The following is a 19,623-nucleotide window of genomic DNA, read 5'->3' as shown; positions in this document are numbered from 1 at the left end:
CTCCAAAACGCAGAAAACCCCCGCACCATTCCCGGTGCGGGGGTTCCCTCAATATTTGTTCGGCGGTGTCCTACTCTCCCACAGGGTCCCCCCTGCAGTACCATCGGCGCTGTGAGGCTTAGCTTCCGGGTTCGGAATGTAACCGGGCGTTTCCCTCACGCTATGACCACCGAAACACTATGAAACTGTGAACGCCACACCACGCTGTGGCAACGTGGGGCTGTTCGTGGTTTCAGAACCAACACAGTGGACGCGAGCAACTGAGGACAAGCCCTCGGCCTATTAGTACCGGTCACCTCCACCAGTTACCTGGCTTCCAGATCCGGCTATCAACCCAGTCGTCTACTGGGAGCCTTACCCCATCAAGTGGGTGGGAGTCCTCATCTCGAAGCAGGCTTCCCGCTTAGATGCTTTCAGCGGTTATCCCTCCCGAACGTAGCCAACCAGCCATGCCCTTGGCAGAACAACTGGCACACCAGAGGTTCGTCCGTCCCGGTCCTCTCGTACTAGGGACAGCCCTTCTCAAGACTCCTACGCGCACAGCGGATAGGGACCGAACTGTCTCACGACGTTCTAAACCCAGCTCGCGTACCGCTTTAATGGGCGAACAGCCCAACCCTTGGGACCGACTCCAGCCCCAGGATGCGACGAGCCGACATCGAGGTGCCAAACCATCCCGTCGATATGGACTCTTGGGGAAGATCAGCCTGTTATCCCCGGGGTACCTTTTATCCGTTGAGCGACGGCGCTTCCACAAGCCACCGCCGGATCACTAGTCCCGACTTTCGTCCCTGCTCGACCCGTCGGTCTCACAGTCAAGCTCCCTTGTGCACTTACACTCAACACCTGATTGCCAACCAGGCTGAGGGAACCTTTGGGCGCCTCCGTTACCCTTTAGGAGGCAACCGCCCCAGTTAAACTACCCATCAGACACTGTCCCTGATCCGGATCACGGACCCAGGTTAGACATCCAGCACGACCAGACTGGTATTTCAACGACGACTCCACACACACTGGCGTGCATGCTTCACAGTCTCCCAGCTATCCTACACAAGCCGAACCGAACACCAATATCAAACTGTAGTAAAGGTCCCGGGGTCTTTCCGTCCTGCTGCGCGAAACGAGCATCTTTACTCGTAGTGCAATTTCACCGGGCCTATGGTTGAGACAGTCGAGAAGTCGTTACGCCATTCGTGCAGGTCGGAACTTACCCGACAAGGAATTTCGCTACCTTAGGATGGTTATAGTTACCACCGCCGTTTACTGGCGCTTAAGTTCTCAGCTTCGCCTGGACGAATCCAAGCTAACCGGTCCCCTTAACGTTCCAGCACCGGGCAGGCGTCAGTCCGTATACATCGCCTTACGGCTTCGCACGGACCTGTGTTTTTAGTAAACAGTCGCTTCTCGCTGGTCTCTGCGGCCACCCCCAGCTCACCGAGTAAATCGGATCACCAGGCGTGGCCCCCCTTCTCCCGAAGTTACGGGGGCATTTTGCCGAGTTCCTTAACCATAGTTCACCCGAACGCCTCGGTATTCTCTACCTGACCACCTGAGTCGGTTTAGGGTACGGGCCGCCATGAAACTCGCTAGAGGCTTTTCTCGACAGCATAGGATCATCCACTTCACCACAATCGGCTCGGCATCAGGTCTCAGACTTAATGGCGTGCGGATTTACCTACACACCGTCCTACACCCTTACCCCGGGACAACCACCGCCCGGGATGGACTACCTTCCTGCGTCACCCCATCACTCACCTACTACCAGATTGGTCCGGCGGCTCCACCACTTTCCATTCCCCGAAGGGTCCGGAACGGCTTCACGGCCTCAGCATCACTGGATTCGATGTTTGACGCTTCACAGCGGGTACCGGAATATCAACCGGTTATCCATCGACTACGCCTGTCGGCCTCGCCTTAGGTCCCGACTTACCCTGGGCAGATCAGCTTGACCCAGGAACCCTTAGTCAATCGGCGCACACGTTTCTCACGTGTGTATCGCTACTCATGCCTGCATTCTCACTCGTCAACCGTCCACGACTACCTTCCAGTGCCGCTTCACCCGGCAGACGACGCTCCCCTACCCATCCATACACCCGTTGGGGCTTACATATGAATGACACGACTTCGGCGGTACGCTTGAGCCCCGCTACATTGTCGGCGCGGAATCACTAGACCAGTGAGCTATTACGCACTCTTTCAAGGGTGGCTGCTTCTAAGCCAACCTCCTGGTTGTCTCTGCGACTCCACATCCTTTCCCACTTAGCGTACGCTTAGGGGCCTTAGTCGATGCTCTGGGCTGTTTCCCTCTCGACCATGGAGCTTATCCCCCACAGTCTCACTGCCGCGCTCTCACTTACCGGCATTCGGAGTTTGGCTAAGGTCAGTAACCCGGTAGGGCCCATCGCCTATCCAGTGCTCTACCTCCGGCAAGAAACACACGACGCTGCACCTAAATGCATTTCGGGGAGAACCAGCTATCACGGAGTTTGATTGGCCTTTCACCCCTAACCACAGGTCATCCCCCAGGTTTTCAACCCTGGTGGGTTCGGTCCTCCACGAAGTCTTACCTCCGCTTCAACCTGCCCATGGCTAGATCACTCCGCTTCGGGTCTTGAGCGTGCTACTAAAATCGCCCTGTTCGGACTCGCTTTCGCTACGGCTTCCCCACCCGGGTTAACCTCGCAACACACCGCAAACTCGCAGGCTCATTCTTCAAAAGGCACGCAGTCACGAGAACGTGCAAGCACGTTCCGACGCTCCCACGGCTTGTAGGCACACGGTTTCAGGTACTATTTCACTCCCCTCCCGGGGTACTTTTCACCATTCCCTCACGGTACTATCCGCTATCGGTCACCAGGGAATATTTAGGCTTAGCGGGTGGTCCCGCCAGATTCACACGGGATTTCTCGGGCCCCGTGCTACTTGGGTGTCTCTCAAACGAGCCGCTGACATTTCGACTACGGGGGTCTTACCCTCTACGCCGGACCTTTCGCATGTCCTTCGTCTACATCAACGGTTTCTCACTCGTCCCACGGCCGGCAGACCGCAGAAGAGAGATCCCACAACCCCGTATACGCAACCCCTGCCGGGTCTCACACGCATACGGTTTGGCCTCATCCGGTTTCGCTCGCCACTACTCCCGGAATCACGGTTGTTTTCTCTTCCTGAGGGTACTGAGATGTTTCACTTCCCCTCGTTCCCTCCACACTGCCTATGTGTTCAGCAGTGGGTGACAGCCCATGACGACTGCCGGGTTTCCCCATTCGGAAACCCCCGGATCAAAGCCTGGTTGACGACTCCCCGGGGACTATCGCGGCCTCCCACGTCCTTCATCGGTTCCTGGTGCCAAGGCATCCACCGTGCGCCCTTAAAAACTTGGCCACAGATGCTCGCGTCCACTGTGCAGTTCTCAAACAACGACCAGCCACCCATCACCCCACCAGAACATCCGGTGAGTGCACTGGGGCCGGCGAACTGAGGAAAGGTTCGTTCCCTCAGACACCCAACAGCGTGCCCGACACGACCAGCCGACCAGATCAGCGTTCCACGCCCCGAAGAGCAGTACTAGCGCCTGGTCCATCCTGGACCGTGCCGAATAATCAACGTTCCACCCATGAGCTGACCACCGCCAGACATTTGCTGGCGTAGTGGCTCTGGCTGCCTTGCGGCAGCTAGATGCTCCTTAGAAAGGAGGTGATCCAGCCGCACCTTCCGGTACGGCTACCTTGTTACGACTTCGTCCCAATCGCTAGTCCCACCTTCGACAGCTCCCTCCCACAAGGGGTTGGGCCACCGGCTTCGGGTGTTACCAACTTTCGTGACGTGACGGGCGGTGTGTACAAGGCCCGGGAACGTATTCACCGCAGCAATGCTGATCTGCGATTACTAGCGACTCCGACTTCATGGGGTCGAGTTGCAGACCCCAATCCGAACTGAGACCGGCTTTTTGAGATTCGCTCCACCTCACGGTATCGCAGCTCATTGTACCGGCCATTGTAGCACGTGTGCAGCCCAAGACATAAGGGGCATGATGACTTGACGTCGTCCCCACCTTCCTCCGAGTTGACCCCGGCGGTCTCCTGTGAGTCCCCATCACCCCGAAGGGCATGCTGGCAACACAGAACAAGGGTTGCGCTCGTTGCGGGACTTAACCCAACATCTCACGACACGAGCTGACGACAGCCATGCACCACCTGTACACCGACCACAAGGGGGACCCTGTCTCCAGGGTTTTCCGGTGTATGTCAAGCCTTGGTAAGGTTCTTCGCGTTGCGTCGAATTAAGCCACATGCTCCGCCGCTTGTGCGGGCCCCCGTCAATTCCTTTGAGTTTTAGCCTTGCGGCCGTACTCCCCAGGCGGGGAACTTAATGCGTTAGCTGCGGCACCGACGACGTGGAATGTCGCCAACACCTAGTTCCCACCGTTTACGGCGTGGACTACCAGGGTATCTAATCCTGTTCGCTCCCCACGCTTTCGCTCCTCAGCGTCAGTAATGGCCCAGAGATCCGCCTTCGCCACCGGTGTTCCTCCTGATATCTGCGCATTTCACCGCTACACCAGGAATTCCGATCTCCCCTACCACACTCTAGCTAGCCCGTATCGACTGCAGACCCGAGGTTAAGCCTCGGGCTTTCACAATCGACGTGACAAGCCGCCTACGAGCTCTTTACGCCCAATAATTCCGGACAACGCTTGCGCCCTACGTATTACCGCGGCTGCTGGCACGTAGTTAGCCGGCGCTTCTTCTGCAGGTACCGTCACTTGCGCTTCTTCCCTGCTGAAAGAGGTTTACAACCCGAAGGCCGTCATCCCTCACGCGGCGTCGCTGCATCAGGCTTGCGCCCATTGTGCAATATTCCCCACTGCTGCCTCCCGTAGGAGTCTGGGCCGTGTCTCAGTCCCAGTGTGGCCGGTCGCCCTCTCAGGCCGGCTACCCGTCGTCGCCTTGGTGAGCCATTACCTCACCAACAAGCTGATAGGCCGCGGGCTCATCCTTCACCGCCGGAGCTTTCCAGCCTCCACGATGCCGTGGAGGCTCGTATCCGGTATTAGACCCCGTTTCCAGGGCTTGTCCCAGAGTGAAGGGCAGATTGCCCACGTGTTACTCACCCGTTCGCCACTAATCCACCCCGAAGGGCTTCATCGTTCGACTTGCATGTGTTAAGCACGCCGCCAGCGTTCGTCCTGAGCCAGGATCAAACTCTCCGTGAATGTTTTCCCGTGATCGGGATGAACACCACGAGAGCGGAACAGTCGGATGGAATGACCCGACCGTTCACAGCGTCCTCGCTGTGTTTTTCAAAGGAACCTCGACCATCGGAATATTTCCGACGGACGGGGTATCAACATATCTGGCGTTGATTTTTGGCACGCTGTTGAGTTCTCAAGGAACGGTCGCTTCCTTTGTACTCACCCTCTTGGGCTTTCCTCCGGGCGCTTCCCTTCGGTGTTTCCGACTCTATCAGATCTTTTCTCGATCCGATTTCCTCGGTGCTTTCCAGGCTCCCGCGTTTTTCTCGCGGTTTCCTTTCCGGCGGTTCCGACTTTATCAGAAGTTCTTGGCCGGTCGAACCGGCCGCTCATTTCTGAGTAATCGGGGGTGCTCCTTCGAGATGTCATTCGCGACTTCTCAGGAAGCTTGTAGAGACTATCGGCTGCCCTGGATCTTGTCCACTTCTAGGCAACTGTTTGAATCTACCTCCCCACGCCATCCGTGTCAACGGCTTTGTGGGGCGAAGAGGAGACTAGCAGGTCACAGGGGTGGAACGCACATCAAGCGGCGGTGGGGACCGAGGCGCTGCGGTCAGCTGCTTCGAGATCGCCGGTCTCACCTGCGCGTACCGCTCGTCCGCCCAGGACATGGACGTAGGTCAGGAATGCCAGCTCGGCCAGGACGCCGATTCCTGTGCGGGCCCAAGTGGGCAACCCGGACGGGGTGACGAAGCCTTCGATGGCGCCGGAGACGAAGAGGACCAGGGCAAGGCCGATGGCCATGCCGACCGCTGCGCGTCCTTCCTCGGCGAGCGCGGTGCGTCGGGTGCGGGGCCCGGGGTCTATGAGTGTCCAGCCCAGACGCAGTCCCGTGCCGGCGGCGACGAAGACGGCGGTCAGTTCGAGCAGGCCGTGCGGAAGCACCAGCCCCAGGAACGTGTCGAGTCGGCCGGCGGAGGACATCAGGCCGAAACCGACGCCCAGATTGAGCATGTTCTGGAAGAGGATCCAGAGGACCGGCAGGCCCAGGAAGATGCCCAGGACCAGGCACATCGCTGCGGCCTGCGCATTGTTCGTCCACACCTGGGCGGCGAAGGCCGCCGCGGGATGGCTGGAGTAGTACGTCTCGTACTCTCCGCCGGGGCGGGTCAGCTCACGCAGCTGGCTGGGTGCCGCGATGGAGGACTGCACGTCCGGGTGGGTGCCTATCCACCAGCCCAGGAGGATCGCGATGGTGGTGGATATCAATGCGGTCGGTATCCACCAATGGCGTGCCCGGTAGACCGCGGCCGGGAAGCCCTGGACCAGGAAGCGCACGACATCGCGCCATGAGGCACGGCGGGTGCCGGTGACGGCGCTACGGGCGCGTGCGACCAGTTGGCTGAGCCGTCCGGTCAACTGCGGGTCCGGAGCGCTGGACCGGATGAGGGAGAGGTGGGTGGCGGTGCGCTGGTAGAGGGCGACGAGTTCGTCGACCTCGGCGCCGTTGAGGCGGCGCCGGCGACGGAGCAGTGCGTCCAGGCGGTCCCATTCGGCTCGGTGTACGGAGACGAAGACGTCCAGGTCCATCGGGTCTGCCTGCTCCTCGGCTGGTCGTCGGCTGCTCGTCGTGGATGCCCTTGATCGCTGTCAGCTTGTCGTACCAGGGCGCGATGCGCCCACAGCTTGGCAGACTTGCGCTTGCGGCGGCAGATCAGGGAAGGACGGCGGACGTGAGTGAGCTGGTGACGGGCGAGGCGGTGGCGCTCGAACTGCGTCCGGCGAAGTTGCCGAGCAGGGCGCTGGCTGTGTTGCTCGATGTCGTGGTGGCCGTGATCGGATACGTCGTCGTCACCACGGTGATGGTGATGTCGACCGCTTCTCTGGACGAGGCCGCGCAGGTGGCGCTGACGATCGCCACATTTCTGATGGTGCTGGTCGGCGGACCGATCGCGGTGGAGACGCTCAGTCACGGGCGTTCGCTGGGGAAGCTGGCGTTCGGTCTCCGGGTGGTGCGGGACGACGGTGGGCCGATCCGGTTCCGGCACGCGCTCGTGCGGGGCGCGATCGGTGTGATCGAGATCCTGCTGACGTTCGGTGTGGTCGCCTGCATCGCGTCGCTGGTGTCGGTACGAGGCCGGCGGCTCGGGGACGTGTTCGCGGGCACCCTGGTCGTGCGCGAGCGCATACCGGCCGACCGGGCCGCCTTCGTTCCGCCGCCGCCTCCGTGGCTCGCGGGGCGGTTCGCCGAGCTGGACCTGTCGGCTGTGCCGGACGGGCTGTGGCTCGCGGTCCGGCAGTACCTGACCCGGATGGGGCAGCTCGATCCGCAGGTGTCGCGGGGTTTGGCCCAGCGGCTCGCAGCCGACCTCGTGGCGTGTACGGGCGTTTCGGTGCCGCACGATCTTCCGGCGGCAGCCTTCCTGGCGGCGGTGCTGCACGAGCGGCAGTCGCGTGAGGCCCGGCGCGCGTTCGGCGCCGGTGGCTTCGCCCCGCCGGCGGCCGCGCCCGGCGCGCCGGCCGCGTATCAATCGCACGCTGCTGCGGCGGCCCGGCCGCCGCATCCCGGTGGGTCCGGCCACACCCAGGACTGGGCTGGGCAGCCGCAGGCGCCGCTCACGCCACCCGCCGTACCGCCGGGCGACCATCCGTCGGCCGTACCCCCGCACGATCACTCGCCGACCGACCGCCCGGCCACCGGTTTCGCGCCGCCGGCGTAGAACGGCGTCCGCTCGGCTCCCGCTCCGGCAGGCCCGTCGATCTCGTCTGGCCTGTCAGGCTCGTCGGCTTGTCCGTTCCGGCGCTCAGTCGAACCTCGACGGCGGTGACTGGAGGTCCTCCAGCTCGATTCCGGGTGCGGCCAGGACGACGTCGCCGGCGATGTGGACGGTGTGCCGCTCGCCGGTGTCCAGGGCTGTGACCTGGTACTCGTCCACGGTCAGGGGGCCGTTGTCAGTGGCGTGTGCTTCGCTGTTCACCAAGGCCCAGGACTGGTCCACGGTGAGGGGGGCGAGGACCGGGTCCGTGAACGCGACCAGGCGTACGCGGGTCGCATGGGAGGAGGGGGTGAGGCGCAGGAGACGGGCGGTGGCGACGAGGAACGCGGGGGACGTGCCGGTGAAGGCGTGGGCGCGCGCATTGCCTTCGGTGGCATGGGTTCCGGTGGGGTCGGTGCGGACCCAGGTGACGCCGTCGAGGGCGGCGCCGCGCACCTGCCAGTCGTTCGCGTGGAGTTCGAGACGGATGGGGCGGCCGAGGTCGTCCAGAGCGAGGTCGACCGAGCCGCGGTGATCGCCGGCGGGGCCGGTCAGCCGGGAGACGTAGCGCCAGCCGGAAGGGCCGGGCGCGCACTGGAAGTGTTCTTCGCCAAGGGGGGTGTGATCGTGCGGATCATGGAGCGAATAACGGCCTCGGGGCATGGGGGGTCCTGGGTTCTGACGGGGTGACGCTCCGGCCGGGCGCTGCTGGTGCGGTGCCGGTCGGAGACCAAAGGGGCAGGCCCCCGGCACGGGGGTGCGGGGGCCTGCCTCGGAGGACCTGCCGCCGGGGAGCGCTACGGTGCGCCGATGTGCTCCCCGGCGGGCGGGATCAGGAGATCGCCGGTTCAGTAGCGGTAGTGGTCCGACTTGTACGGGCCTTCGACCTCAACGCCGATGTACGCGGCCTGCTCCGGGCGCAGCTCGGTGAGCTTGACGCCGAGGGCGGCCAGGTGGAGGCGGGCGACCTTCTCGTCGAGGTGCTTGGGCAGCACGTAGACACCGGTCGGGTACTCGTCGGGCTTGGTGAACAGCTCGATCTGGGCCAGGGTCTGGTCCGCGAAGGAGTTGGACATCACGAACGACGGGTGGCCGGTGGCGTTGCCCAGGTTCAGCAGGCGGCCCTCGGACAGCACGATGATCTTCTTGCCGTCCGCGAAGGTCCAGGTGTGGACCTGCGGCTTGACCTCGTCCTTGACGATGCCGGGGATCTTGGCGAGGCCGGCCATGTCGATCTCGTTGTCGAAGTGGCCGATGTTGCCGACGATCGCCTGGTGTTTCATCTTCGCCATGTCCGACGCAAGGATGATGTCCTTGTTGCCGGTGGTGGTGACGAAGATGTCGGCGGTCTCGACGACCTCGTCCAGGGTGGTGACCTGGTAGCCGTCCATCGCCGCCTGCAGGGCGCAGATCGGGTCGATCTCGGTGATGATCACGCGGGCGCCCTGGCCGCGCAGCGACTCGGCGCAGCCCTTGCCCACGTCGCCGTAGCCGCAGACGACGGCGGTCTTGCCGCCGATCAGGGTGTCCGTGGCGCGGTTGATGCCGTCGACCAGAGAGTGGCGGCAGCCGTACTTGTTGTCGAACTTCGACTTGGTGACGGCGTCGTTGACGTTGATCGCCGGGAACAGGAGGACGCCGTCGCGCTGCATCTCGTACAGGCGGTGCACGCCGGTCGTGGTTTCTTCGGTGACGCCGAGGATCTCGGAGGACAGCTGGGTCCACTTCTGGGGGTTCTCGCCCAGGGTGCGGTGCAGCAGCTGGAGGATGACGCGGTGCTCGTCGGACTCGGCGGTGTCCAGGGCGGGGACCTCGCCGGCCTTCTCGTACTCGACGCCCTTGTGGACGAGGAGGGTGGCGTCACCGCCGTCGTCCAGGATCATGTTCGGGCCGCCGGTGGGGCTGTCCGGCCAGGTCAGCGCCTGCTCGGTGCACCACCAGTACTCCTCCAGGGTCTCGCCCTTCCAGGCGAAGACCGGGATGCCCTGGGGGTTGTCGGGCGTGCCGTTCGGGCCGACGGCGATCGCGGCGGCCGCGTGGTCCTGGGTGGAGAAGATGTTGCAGGAAGCCCAGCGGACCTCGGCGCCGAGGGCGACCAGGGTCTCGATGAGTACGGCGGTCTGCACGGTCATGTGCAGGGAGCCGGTGACGCGGGCGCCGGCGAGAGGCTGGGCCTCGGCGTACTCCTTGCGGATCGCCATCAGGCCGGGCATCTCGTGCTCGGCGAGGGTGATCTCCTTGCGGCCGAACTCGGCCAGCGAGAGGTCGGCGACCTTGAAGTCCTGTCGGTTGTCGACAGTCGTCATTGCGAGCTGCTCCTCGGGGTTGGGGCGAGGTGGGTACGGCTGGTCTGCGCGGCGGCGGACACACGGGTGCCCGAGAAGAGGACACAGGCATGCCCACGTACGCGCAGCGCAGTCCGTCGGAGGCCCTCTCTCCCTCGGTCGGCCCGCACGGGGACCGCCCGACCGCCATCAGCAGCGACGTCTGGCTCCGTCCCAAGCTACACCGGACGGCCCTGTCGGCCCCAGTCCGCATCGGCATGGTTCCCGGCGCACGGGAGGCGGTTTCGGGGCGTGGGGCGGGGGCAGAAGGGCGGCCGGTAGGGCCGCAGAATCCGTGGAGCGAGAGCCAACAAACCGGTGCGAACAGGAACTTTCGCACCTTGGGGCCGGGGGCGGGGTGGTGCAGGATGCACAAGGACCGGGGCCGTCCGGTTCCGTTCGCGAGGTGTCCGGGACGGTGCCTCGTGCGACTACGGCGTTAGGAGAACGACGTGACCAGTCCGGCCGGCCCTCCCTCCACGGGTGGCCGCGATGACGAGCGGCGGCAGCGGAAACTGGTGGCGGTGACCGCCTGCCCGACCGGCATCGCGCACACGTACATGGCGGCGGAGAAGCTCGCACAGGCCGCCGCGAGCCGTGGCATCGAGATGAAGGTGGAGACCCAGGGATCCATCGGGGCCGAGAACGTTCTCGATGACAACGATGTCGAAGAGGCGGACGGCATCATCATCGCTGCCGACAAGGACGTCGACCTGAGCCGTTTCGCGGGCAAGCGCGTGCTGATGGTGGGGGTCGCCGAGGGCATCCACCATCCCGAGCAGCTGATCGAGCGGGTGCGGTCGGCGCCGGTGCACGCGTCGGACGGGGCCGGAGGTAGGGCGGCGACCGCTTCCTGGGGTGGCGGCAAGGAGCGGGGGCCGGTGTACAAGGCGCTGATGAACGGCGTGTCGTACATGATCCCGTTCGTGGTCGTCGGCGGGCTGCTGATCGCGGTCTCGCTCGCGCTCGGCGGGCATGCGACGTCCAAGGGCTTTGTGATCCCGGACGGCACCTTCTGGGCACACGTCAACGCGATCGGCGGGATCGGCTTCCAGCTGATGATCCCGATCCTTTCCGGCTACATCGCCTACGCGATCGCCGACCGGCCGGCGCTGGTGCCGGGCATGATCGGCGGCTGGATCGCCAACACCGGCGAACTGTACGACTCCAAGGCGGGCGCGGGCTTCATCGGGGCGATCGTGACCGGGTTCCTCGCCGGGTATCTGGTGCTGTGGATCAAGAAGGTCCGGGTGCCGAAGTTCGTGCAGCCGATCATGCCGATCATCGTGATCCCGATCGTGGCGACGACGGCGCTGGGGCTGTTCTTCATCTACGTCATCGGCAAGCCGATCTCGTGGGTGTTCGAGCATCTGACGAGCTGGCTCGGCGGGATGACGGGGACGAGCGCGATCCTGCTCGGCGCGATCCTCGGGCTGATGATCGCGTTCGACATGGGCGGGCCGGTCAACAAGACGGCGTTCCTGTTCGGTGCCGGGCTCATCGCGAGCGGCAACCAGACCGTGATGGGTATGTGTGCGGCCGCGATTCCGGTGATGCCACTGGGGCAGGGGCTGGCCACGCTGATCCGGCGGCAGCTGTACACCGAGCAGGAGCGGGAGACGGGACTCGCGGCGCTGTTCATGGGGTGCTTCGGCATCTCGGAGGGCGCGATTCCGTTCGCGGCGGCGCGGCCGGCGCAGGTCATTCCGGCGAACATGCTCGGTGGGGCGGTGGCCGGGGCGGTTGCGGGGCTGGCCGGGGTGAAGGACGCGGTGCCGCATGGGGGGCCGATCGTGGCGGTGCTGGGTGCGGTGAGTGGGGTGCCGATGTTCTTCGTCGCTGTGGTGATCGGGGCGGTGGTCACTGCGGTGACGACCGTGGCGTTGGTGGATGTGAGTGGGCGACGGGGGTCGGCGAGGGCTGCGGGTTCCTTGTCGGAGGGTGCCGGGTCGGAGGGTGCCGGGTCGGAGGGTGCCGGTATGGCGTCTGCGGCGAGTTCGTCGGCGGCGGGCGCCAGTACGTCGTCGACGGCAGCTGCGGGGCTGTCGTCGGAGGCCGCGGGTTCGGCATCGAAGGGGGTCGGCGCGTCGTCGGCGGCGGCGAGTTCGTCGTCGGAGAGCGACAGGACGTCGGCGGCGGCTGCGGGTTCATCGTCGGAGAGTGCCGGTGCGTCGTCGGAGGCCGCTCGTTCGTCGTCAGAGAGTGCTGGTACGTCGTCGGGGGTGGTCGTGCCTGGGCAGGTGTCGCCCGCGGGTTCGAGTTCGGGTTCGGTGCTTGTTTCGCCGGATCGGGAGGCTGTGGCCGAGGGCGATCGGGCCGAGGTGCTCTCCGGGTATCTCACCGGGCGCACGGTGAAGGTTGGTCTCCAGGCCGGGGACAAGGGTGCCGCGATACGGGAGATGGCCGAGTTGCTCGGCCGCAGTGGGCGGGTCGGCGATGTGGACGAGTTGGTGGCCACCGCGTTGCGGCGTGAGGAGCAGGGGACTACCGGCCTCGGCGAGGAGATTGCCATCCCGCATGCCAAGACCGATGCGGTGACGGCGCCGGTCGTCGGGTTCGCGCGGTCCGACGAGGGCGTCGAGTGGGGGTCACTGGACGGTACGAAGGCCCGGCTGGTCTTCATGATCGCCGTACCGGAGGCGGCTGCGGGTGATGAGCATCTGCGGATCCTCGCGTTGCTCTCGCGCAAGCTGATGGATCCCGGGTTCCGGGAGCGGCTGCTGGCGGCGCAGGACGAGCGGGCGGTACTCGACGTGCTCGGTGAGGTCGGGTGAGCCGGCGCGGCTGACGGGGGTGGGGCGGATCCCGGTGGGGGTGGGGGCGCGAGTGCGGGTCCCTGGGCGGTGGGCCGGGGCCGCATCCCGCTCCTGCGGTCCGGGGGCATTCCTCCCCTGCCCTCGGCCCGGGGCGTGCCTTCCCTGCCCTCGGCCCGGGGCGTACCTCCCTGGCTTCTTCTCCGCGGACCACGGCGGGACCGTAGCGGTGGAGGCCGTGTGGGGCCGGGTGACGGGCGGGCGCTCGGCGGCGCTCGTGCTCGGTGCGGCCCTGCTGCCGGCCGTGGTGCTGGTCCTCACCGGCATCAGGCTCGGGATCGGGATCGGTTTCCTCGTCGTGCGGCGGCGGACGGCACCGTCCGCCGCCGCCGATGCCCTGGCCGGCGCAGCCGACGGGGAGCTGAACCAAGCCGCGGCGGAAGACCTCAGTGGCCGGCCGGATGCGGGGTCGGGCCGCCCGGGGTGGCCTCCGGGTCGGGGCCCTTGGCGGCCTCGGCCTCGCTGTAGATGTCCGGTTCGAGGTAGATGACGCGGGCGATCGGGACGGCGGCGCGGATGCGGGCCTCGGCGGCGTTGATGGCGTTCGCGACCTCGGCGGCCGTGTCGTCGTGCTGGACGGCGATCTTGGCGGCGATCAGCAGTTCCTCGGGGCCGAGGTGCAGCGTGCGCATGTGGATGACGCCGGTGACCGTGTCGCCGTCGACGATCGCGGCCTCGATGCTCTTGACCTCCTCGACGCCCGCGGCCTCGCCGAGCAGCAGCGACTTGGTCTCGGCGGCCAGGACGAGCGCGATGCAGACGAGCAGGACACCGATGCAGACGGTGCCGATGCCGTCCCAGACGCCGTCGCCGGTGAGCACGGCCAGGCCGACGCCGAGGAGGGCGAGGACGAGGCCGATGAGCGCGCCGAAGTCCTCCAGCAGGACGACGGGCAGCTCGGGGGCCTTGGCGCGGCGGATGAACTGCGCCCAGGACAGTCTGCCGCGCAGTTCGTTGGACTCCTTGATGGCCGTGCGGAAGGAGAAGCCCTCGGCGACGACCGCGAAGACCAGGACGCCCACCGGCCAGTACCAGTGCTCCAGTTGGTGCGGGTGGCTGATCTTCTCGTAGCCCTCGTAGATGGCGAACATGCCGCCGACGGAGAACAGGACGATCGAGACCAGGAAGGCGTAGATGAACCGTTCGCGGCCGTAGCCGAAGGGGTGCTGCGGGGTGGTCTCGCGCTGGGCTCTCTTGCCGCCGATGAGGAGCAGGAACTGGTTGCCGGAGTCGGCGAGGGAGTGGACGCCCTCGGCGAGCATCGAGGAGGAGCCACTGAACGCGAACGCCACGAACTTCGATGCCGCGATCGCGAGGTTGGCGCCGAGTGCCGCCACGATCGCCTTCGTACCGCCTGACGCGCTCATGTGTCCGCGTGTCCCTTCGCCTCTGTCGCCCTCGTACGCCCACGCCGGCCAGGCGTGCGCCCGGCTTTGCCCGGCCTTTGCCGGTGGGCCATTCTTGCAGCCCGGCCGGGCCCCGGCGCGTCAGGTATCCACAACCCCGGTCATATGATCCGCAGGCTGTCCACAGCCCTTGCGGTGCGAGCGGTCACACGAGCACAGTGGCACGGAAGACGGTGCCCGTGCCCGAGATCTCCGCCTTCTCGCCGGCCGGGAGGAAGACCGACTGACCCGCGTTCAGCTCCTGGTCGCCGGCGCGGACGGCACCGGCCGTGCAGAGCAGGATCTGCGGGGTGGCAAGGGTGACGTCGTGGGCGGTGCCGCCCTCGGGGAGGACGTACCGGGACAGCCGGAACTCGTCGATCGGCGTCTCGTAGACCTCCTCGCCGTCCGGGGAGGCCTCGGGGCGCAGCACGCCCGGGTCGCCCGCCTCGAAGCGGACGATGCGCAGCAGTTCGGGCACGTCGACGTGCTTGGGGGTCAGGCCGCAGCGCAGGACGTTGTCGGAGTTGGCCATGATCTCGACGCCGAGGCCGTTCAGGTACGCGTGCGGGATGCCGGCGCCGAGGAACAGGGCCTCGCCGGGCTGCAGGCGGACGTGGTTGAGCAGCATGGCCGCGATGACGCCGGGGTCGCCCGGGTAGTGGTGGGCGAGGTCGGCATAGGGGGCGTAGTCGCCGCCGAGGCGGGTGGCGGCGGCGGTGGCCTCGGCGACCGTGCGCGCCATGTCCTCCGGACCGGCGCTGAGGATCGCGGTGAGGACCTCGCGCAGGGCCGCGTCCTCGGGGTGGGCGTGCAGCAGGTCGACGTACGGCTTGAGGGAGTCGACGCCGAGTCCGGCGAGCAGGTCGGCGGCCTGGGCCGGGTCGCGGAAGCCGCACAGGCCGTCGAACTCGGTGAGCGCGCAGATGAGTTCGGGCTTGTGGTTGGCGTCCTTGTAGTTGCGGTGCGGGGCGTCGACCGGGATGCCGCGGCGCTCTTCGTCGGCGTAACCCTCCTTGGCCTGCTCGAGGTTGGGGTGCACCTGGAGGGAGAGGGGGGCGCCGGCGGCGAGGATCTTCAGCAGGAACGGCAGCCGCGGGCCGAACTTCGCGACCGTCTCGGCGCCCAGCTCGCCCTCGGGGTCGGCGTCGATGACGTCGACGAGCGTCCCGCGCGCGGTGCGCGAGGGGGCTCCGGGGTGCGCGCCCATCCACATCTCCGCCTGTGGTTCACCGGTCGGGTCGACGCCGAGGAGGTGCGGGATGGCGGTGGTCGAACCCCAGGCGTAGGGGCGGACGGTGTTGTCGAGGCGGTCCATGTGTCTTCTCTGTCTCCGTACGTACGGCTGCCCGGCCGGCGCCTGTGGTGCTGCCGGTCGCCGTGCTGGTGGTGGGCGGGGGTGTTCCGGCCCGTAGCCAGATCAGGCCCTCGAAGCGAGCGCCAGGTAAACAGCGGCGAAATCCGTGACGGCGATCAGTTCCGCGAGGGTCTCCAGCTCGCCGCCCTCCTCCGGTTCCAGCTCGCTGATCGGCGTGTCGTGGCTGAGGGCCAGGTCGCGGGCGGCGGAGGCGGCGGTGAGGCCGCTGCTCGGGCGGTCGCGAAGCAGCACCACGCGTGCGTGCAGTGCGGGCGGCTCCTCGACGCGGTCCCGGAAGAAGTCCTCGGGGTCGGCGCTGGCCGCCAGCGGGCCGGCCAGCAGCGCACTGTGCGCGGCGAGCGCCTCGGGTAGTTCGGCGACGAGTGCGGGGCGGCCGGCCAGCTCGGCGAGGGCGGCGGCGAAACGGTGCCCGGCGGGGCCCGCGGAGGGTCCCTCCGTCCACACCACGGGGAGCGCGTCGGCGAGTTCGGCGGCCAGGGTCTTGGCGGGGTTGCTGTAGGTCGCGATGGCGGGGCCGCAGCGCTCGGCGATGTGGTCGAGGCGGTCGGCGACCTTCTCCAGGACGTCCGGCGGCGCGCTGAGCAGGCCGATGCGGTCCAGCAGCGCCAGCAGTGGGGTGAGCAGCGCCCAGAAGACGCCCGGGGCGGACGCGGCGAGCGGTTCCTCCTGGTCGTACGGCGCTGTCGCCATCGGTACGAACATCCCGTGGGCGCCGGCGACCGCATCCGCGAGCGGGGTGCGGGGCGGGGCCACGGCGACCAGCGAGCAGCCGCGGCGGTAGGCCTGGTCGGCGAGGAGGGAGAGGCTGGGTTCGCTGCCGTCCGGGGTGGCGATCAGGAGCAGATCGACGGAGCCGGCCCAGCCCGGGAGCTCCCAACGCAGGGCGCCGGCGGCCGGGGCGACGCCGGTCGGGGTCAGCCGGACCACGGGGCTGCCGACACCGGCCAGGGTGTCGAGGAGGCCGGCGGTGTGGGTGGCGGCGGCGCCGGGTCCCGCGATGAGGACGGCGCGGGGGCGGCCGTCGGGCTTGAGGTCGGCGATGCCGGCCTCGGCGGCGTGCCGCGCGGCGGTGCGGACGCGGGCGCCGGCCTCGGCGGCGCCGCGCAGCAGGCCTCGGCGGTCGGCCTCGGCGAGGCCCTCCGGGGTGTCGAGCAGCGATTCATCCAGCATGGCGGCAGCCTCCGGTCGCCGGCGTCCTGTGCGGAGCCTTTCCAAGGGGGTGGGCGCCTCTTCGCTGCGCGGCGGGCGCCTTTTCGCTACGAGGGTTCTACGAGGGGATGGCCCCGTCACTGGGGGCGGCGGGCCTCGTCCACGAGGAGCACCGGGATGTCGTCGCGGACCGGGTAGGCGAGGCCGCAGTCCTGGCCCGTGCAGATCAGCTCGGTGTCCTGCTCCTTGAGGGGGGCGTGGCAGGCCGGGCAGGCGAGGATCTCCAGGAGGCCGGCTTCGAGCGGCATGAGGTGTCCCTTCGAGGGCGGAGTTTTCTTTGGCCGCTGGTCAGCGTACCGCTGCCGGGCGGGCTGAGCCGGGCCACGGGTACCGTCCAGGGGGCGGCGCCCCCTGGACTCCCGGGCCTGAGAAGTGGCCCCGTCGCCCGACTCGGTCGGCTGGTGGGGGCGGGTGTCAGGCCCTGATGATGGCCAGCGCCTCGTCCCTGATCCTCGCCATCGTGGCCTCGTCCTTCGCCTCCGCGTTCAGGCGGAGGAGGGGCTCGGTGTTGGAGGGGCGGACGTTGAACCACCAGTCGGCCGCGGCGACCGTGAGGCCGTCGAGGTCGTCCAAGGTGACGTCGGCGCGGCCCTCGTAGGCGGCGCGGATCGCGGCGAGACGGGCGGACTGGTCCGCGACCGTGGAGTTGATCTCGCCGGAGCCGGTGTAGCGGTCGTACTGGGCGACGAGGGCGGAGAGGGGGCCGTCCTGGGTGCCGAGGGCGGCCAGGACGTGCAGGGCGGCCAGCATGCCCGTGTCGGCGTTCCAGAAGTCCTTGAAGTAGTAGTGCGCGGAGTGCTCGCCGCCGAAGATCGCGCCGGTGCGGGCCATCTCGGCCTTGATGAAGGAGTGGCCGACGCGGGTGCGGACCGGGGTGCCGCCGTGCTCCTTCACGACCTCCGGGACCGTACGGGACGTGATCAGGTTGTGGATGATCGTGCCCTCGCCGCCGTGGCGGGCGAGTTCGCGCCGGGCGACCAGGGCGGTGATCGCGGACGGGGAGACCGGGTCGCCGTGCTCGTCCACGACGAAGCAGCGGTCGGCGTCGCCGTCGAAGGCGATGCCCAGGTCGGCGCCCTCCTGGGGCACCCGCTTCTGCAGGTCCACGAGGTTGGCCGGGTCGAGCGGGTTGGCCTCGTGGTTCGGGAAGGTGCCGTCCAGCTCGAAGTACATCGGGACGAGGGCCAGGGGCAGGCCGGCGAAGACCGTGGGGACCGTGTGGCCGCCCATGCCGTTGCCGGCATCGACCACGACCTTCAAGGGGCGGATGGAGGTCAGGTCGACGAGGGAGCGGAGGTGCGCCGCGTAATCGTCCAACGTCTCGCGGGTGCTCAGGGTTCCCGGCTCGGCGACCGGCTCGGGGGCGCCCGACTCCAGCCACCGCTCGACCAGTTCGCGGATCTGCGTGAGGCCGGTGTCCTGGCCGACCGGGGCGGCGCCCGCGCGGCACAGCTTGATGCCGTTGTACTGGGCCGGGTTGTGCGAGGCGGTGAACATGGCGCCGGGCAGGTTCAGCGCGCCCGAGGCGTAGTACAGCTGGTCCGTGGAGCACAGGCCGATCTCGGTGACGTCCACACCGCGGTCCGCCGCGCCGCGGGCGAAGGCGCGGGTCAGGCCCGGGGACGAGGGCCGCATGTCGTGGCCGACGACGATCGCCGAAGCACCCGTCACCTCCGCGAAGGCGGCGCCGAAGAGCCCGGCCAGTGACTCGTCCCACTGGTCCGGCACCACTCCGCGTACGTCGTACGCCTTCACGATCTGCGACAGATCAGCAGTCACGGCCAACCCTCCTGAAAGTCCTATGGGTGCCCACAAACTACCCGTTGGGGGTAAGGGCGAGGTGTGCGGACACCATGTGGACGCACAGTCGTGACCGGGGGCGGGGTGCTGTGCGGGGGCCGGCGAGGGTGCCGCGGGTGGTGCCGGGGCGTGACCCGCGGGGCGCAGGTCGCTTGTGCGGTGCGGGAGTTGGGCCGGTGGCCGGCTGTCCGGTGAGTCAGTTGTCCGGTGAGCGCAGGACGCGGAGGTGGCCGCGGCGGGCAACTTCCATGGGGTCCGCCGTACGGGCTCCGCCGCCGCCCGCCTCGGCCGCGCGCTCCTGGGGGCGGGCCGCCTCGCGTACCGCGTTGGCGAGCGCCTCCAGATCGTCTCCGCTGGGCCGCGCGGGAGCGGAGCCGTCGAGGAGGCGGACGACCTCCCAGCCGCGGGGGGCGGTGAGGCGTTCGGAGTGCTCGGCGCACAGGTCGTAGCAGTGGGGTTCGGCGTAGGTGGCGAGCGGGCCGAGGACCGCGGTCGAGTCGGCGTAGACGTACGTCAGCGTCGCGACGGCGGGTCGGCCGCAGGCGGTGCGCGAACAGCGACGTACAGGGCTCACGACGTTGGACGGTACCGCACTCTTGAGCGGGCCGCGACGACTCTCCACCACGTCACTCCACCGTGTCGTGCTGTGAAACACCCCACACACCCCTTCGGGGAAGCCTTGTTGACCTGCGAAGACAGGTTCTCGGCAAGTTTTGGGCGTGACTCGATAAGGTCATGAGTCCGTACAAACACCGTCAATTGCCTTG

At 67.1% G+C, this 19,623-nt stretch carries 11 protein-coding genes and 3 rRNA genes; 2 read left to right on the top strand and 12 right to left on the bottom strand.

The window, feature by feature from the left end; all coding sequences use genetic code 11:
- Positions 1-57: 57 nt before the first annotated feature.
- The 4 genes from rrf to AB5L52_RS26805 form a co-directional block, all read right to left on the bottom strand.
- A 5S ribosomal RNA gene (rrf, locus tag AB5L52_RS26820) occupies positions 58-174 on the bottom strand.
- An 88-nt stretch (positions 175-262) separates the two neighbouring features.
- Positions 263-3,381: ribosomal RNA gene (locus AB5L52_RS26815) — 23S ribosomal RNA — on the bottom strand.
- Positions 3,382-3,686: 305 nt separating this feature from the next.
- Positions 3,687-5,212, bottom strand: a 16S ribosomal RNA gene (locus AB5L52_RS26810).
- The 16S, 23S and 5S rRNA genes sit together here, the layout of an rRNA operon.
- A 561-nt stretch (positions 5,213-5,773) precedes the next feature.
- Positions 5,774-6,781: a stage II sporulation protein M gene (locus AB5L52_RS26805; protein WP_369366678.1), complete on the bottom strand. Its 1,008-nt coding sequence runs from the start codon at positions 6,779-6,781 to the stop codon at positions 5,774-5,776.
- 143 nt (positions 6,782-6,924) lie between these two features.
- Here AB5L52_RS26805 and AB5L52_RS26800 point away from each other — a divergent pair, with 143 nt between their 5' ends.
- Positions 6,925-7,911, top strand: a complete 987-nt coding sequence (locus tag AB5L52_RS26800) for an RDD family protein (RefSeq protein WP_369366676.1) — start codon at positions 6,925-6,927, stop codon at positions 7,909-7,911.
- Positions 7,912-7,995: 84 nt separating this feature from the next.
- On the opposite strand, the gene AB5L52_RS26795 is transcribed toward AB5L52_RS26800, so the two are convergent.
- On the bottom strand, positions 7,996-8,610 hold the full coding sequence (locus AB5L52_RS26795) for a hypothetical protein (RefSeq protein WP_369366674.1): 615 nt from the start codon (positions 8,608-8,610) through the stop codon (positions 7,996-7,998).
- A gap of 185 nt (positions 8,611-8,795) precedes the next feature.
- Positions 8,796-10,253: an adenosylhomocysteinase gene (ahcY, locus tag AB5L52_RS26790; protein ID WP_369366672.1), complete on the bottom strand. Its 1,458-nt coding sequence runs from the start codon at positions 10,251-10,253 to the stop codon at positions 8,796-8,798.
- A gap of 470 nt (positions 10,254-10,723) precedes the next feature.
- Between ahcY and AB5L52_RS26785 the strand changes: the two genes are divergently transcribed.
- The gene (locus AB5L52_RS26785) at positions 10,724-13,045 is read left to right on the top strand and encodes a fructose-specific PTS transporter subunit EIIC (protein ID WP_369366670.1); all 2,322 of its coding nucleotides are present in this window, start codon (positions 10,724-10,726) and stop codon (positions 13,043-13,045) included.
- Positions 13,046-13,470: 425 nt separating this feature from the next.
- Here AB5L52_RS26785 and AB5L52_RS26780 read toward each other — a convergent pair whose 3' ends face one another.
- The 6 genes from AB5L52_RS26780 to AB5L52_RS26755 all read right to left on the bottom strand — a co-directional run bounded on the left by AB5L52_RS26780 (position 13,471) and on the right by AB5L52_RS26755 (position 19,478).
- Positions 13,471-14,451: a cation diffusion facilitator family transporter gene (locus tag AB5L52_RS26780; RefSeq protein ID WP_369366668.1), complete on the bottom strand. Its 981-nt coding sequence runs from the start codon at positions 14,449-14,451 to the stop codon at positions 13,471-13,473.
- A gap of 184 nt (positions 14,452-14,635) precedes the next feature.
- A complete protein-coding gene (manA, locus tag AB5L52_RS26775) occupies positions 14,636-15,787 on the bottom strand; it encodes a mannose-6-phosphate isomerase, class I (RefSeq protein WP_369366667.1) in 1,152 nt (383 codons plus the stop codon).
- Positions 15,788-15,889: 102 nt separating this feature from the next.
- Complete coding sequence (locus AB5L52_RS26770) at positions 15,890-17,017, bottom strand: SIS domain-containing protein (protein ID WP_351032662.1); 1,128 nt, start codon at positions 17,015-17,017, stop codon at positions 15,890-15,892.
- A 116-nt stretch (positions 17,018-17,133) separates the two neighbouring features.
- Entirely contained in the window at positions 17,134-17,304 is a 171-nt protein-coding gene (locus tag AB5L52_RS26765) for a Trm112 family protein (protein ID WP_351032664.1), read from the bottom strand.
- Positions 17,305-17,470: 166 nt separating this feature from the next.
- Complete coding sequence (locus tag AB5L52_RS26760; RefSeq protein WP_351032665.1) at positions 17,471-18,835, bottom strand: phosphomannomutase/phosphoglucomutase; 1,365 nt, start codon at positions 18,833-18,835, stop codon at positions 17,471-17,473.
- Between the two features lie 217 nt (positions 18,836-19,052).
- Positions 19,053-19,478 carry a DUF3499 domain-containing protein gene (locus AB5L52_RS26755; protein WP_031225760.1) on the bottom strand — a complete coding sequence of 142 codons (426 nt, stop codon included), beginning with the start codon at positions 19,476-19,478 and terminating at the stop codon, positions 19,053-19,055.
- Positions 19,479-19,623 lie beyond the last annotated feature (145 nt).

Origin of the sequence: Streptomyces sp. CG4 (assembly GCF_041080655.1) — a bacterium.
Lineage (GTDB): Bacteria > Actinomycetota > Actinomycetes > Streptomycetales > Streptomycetaceae > Streptomyces.
This window is presented reverse-complemented; position numbering and strand designations above follow the sequence as displayed.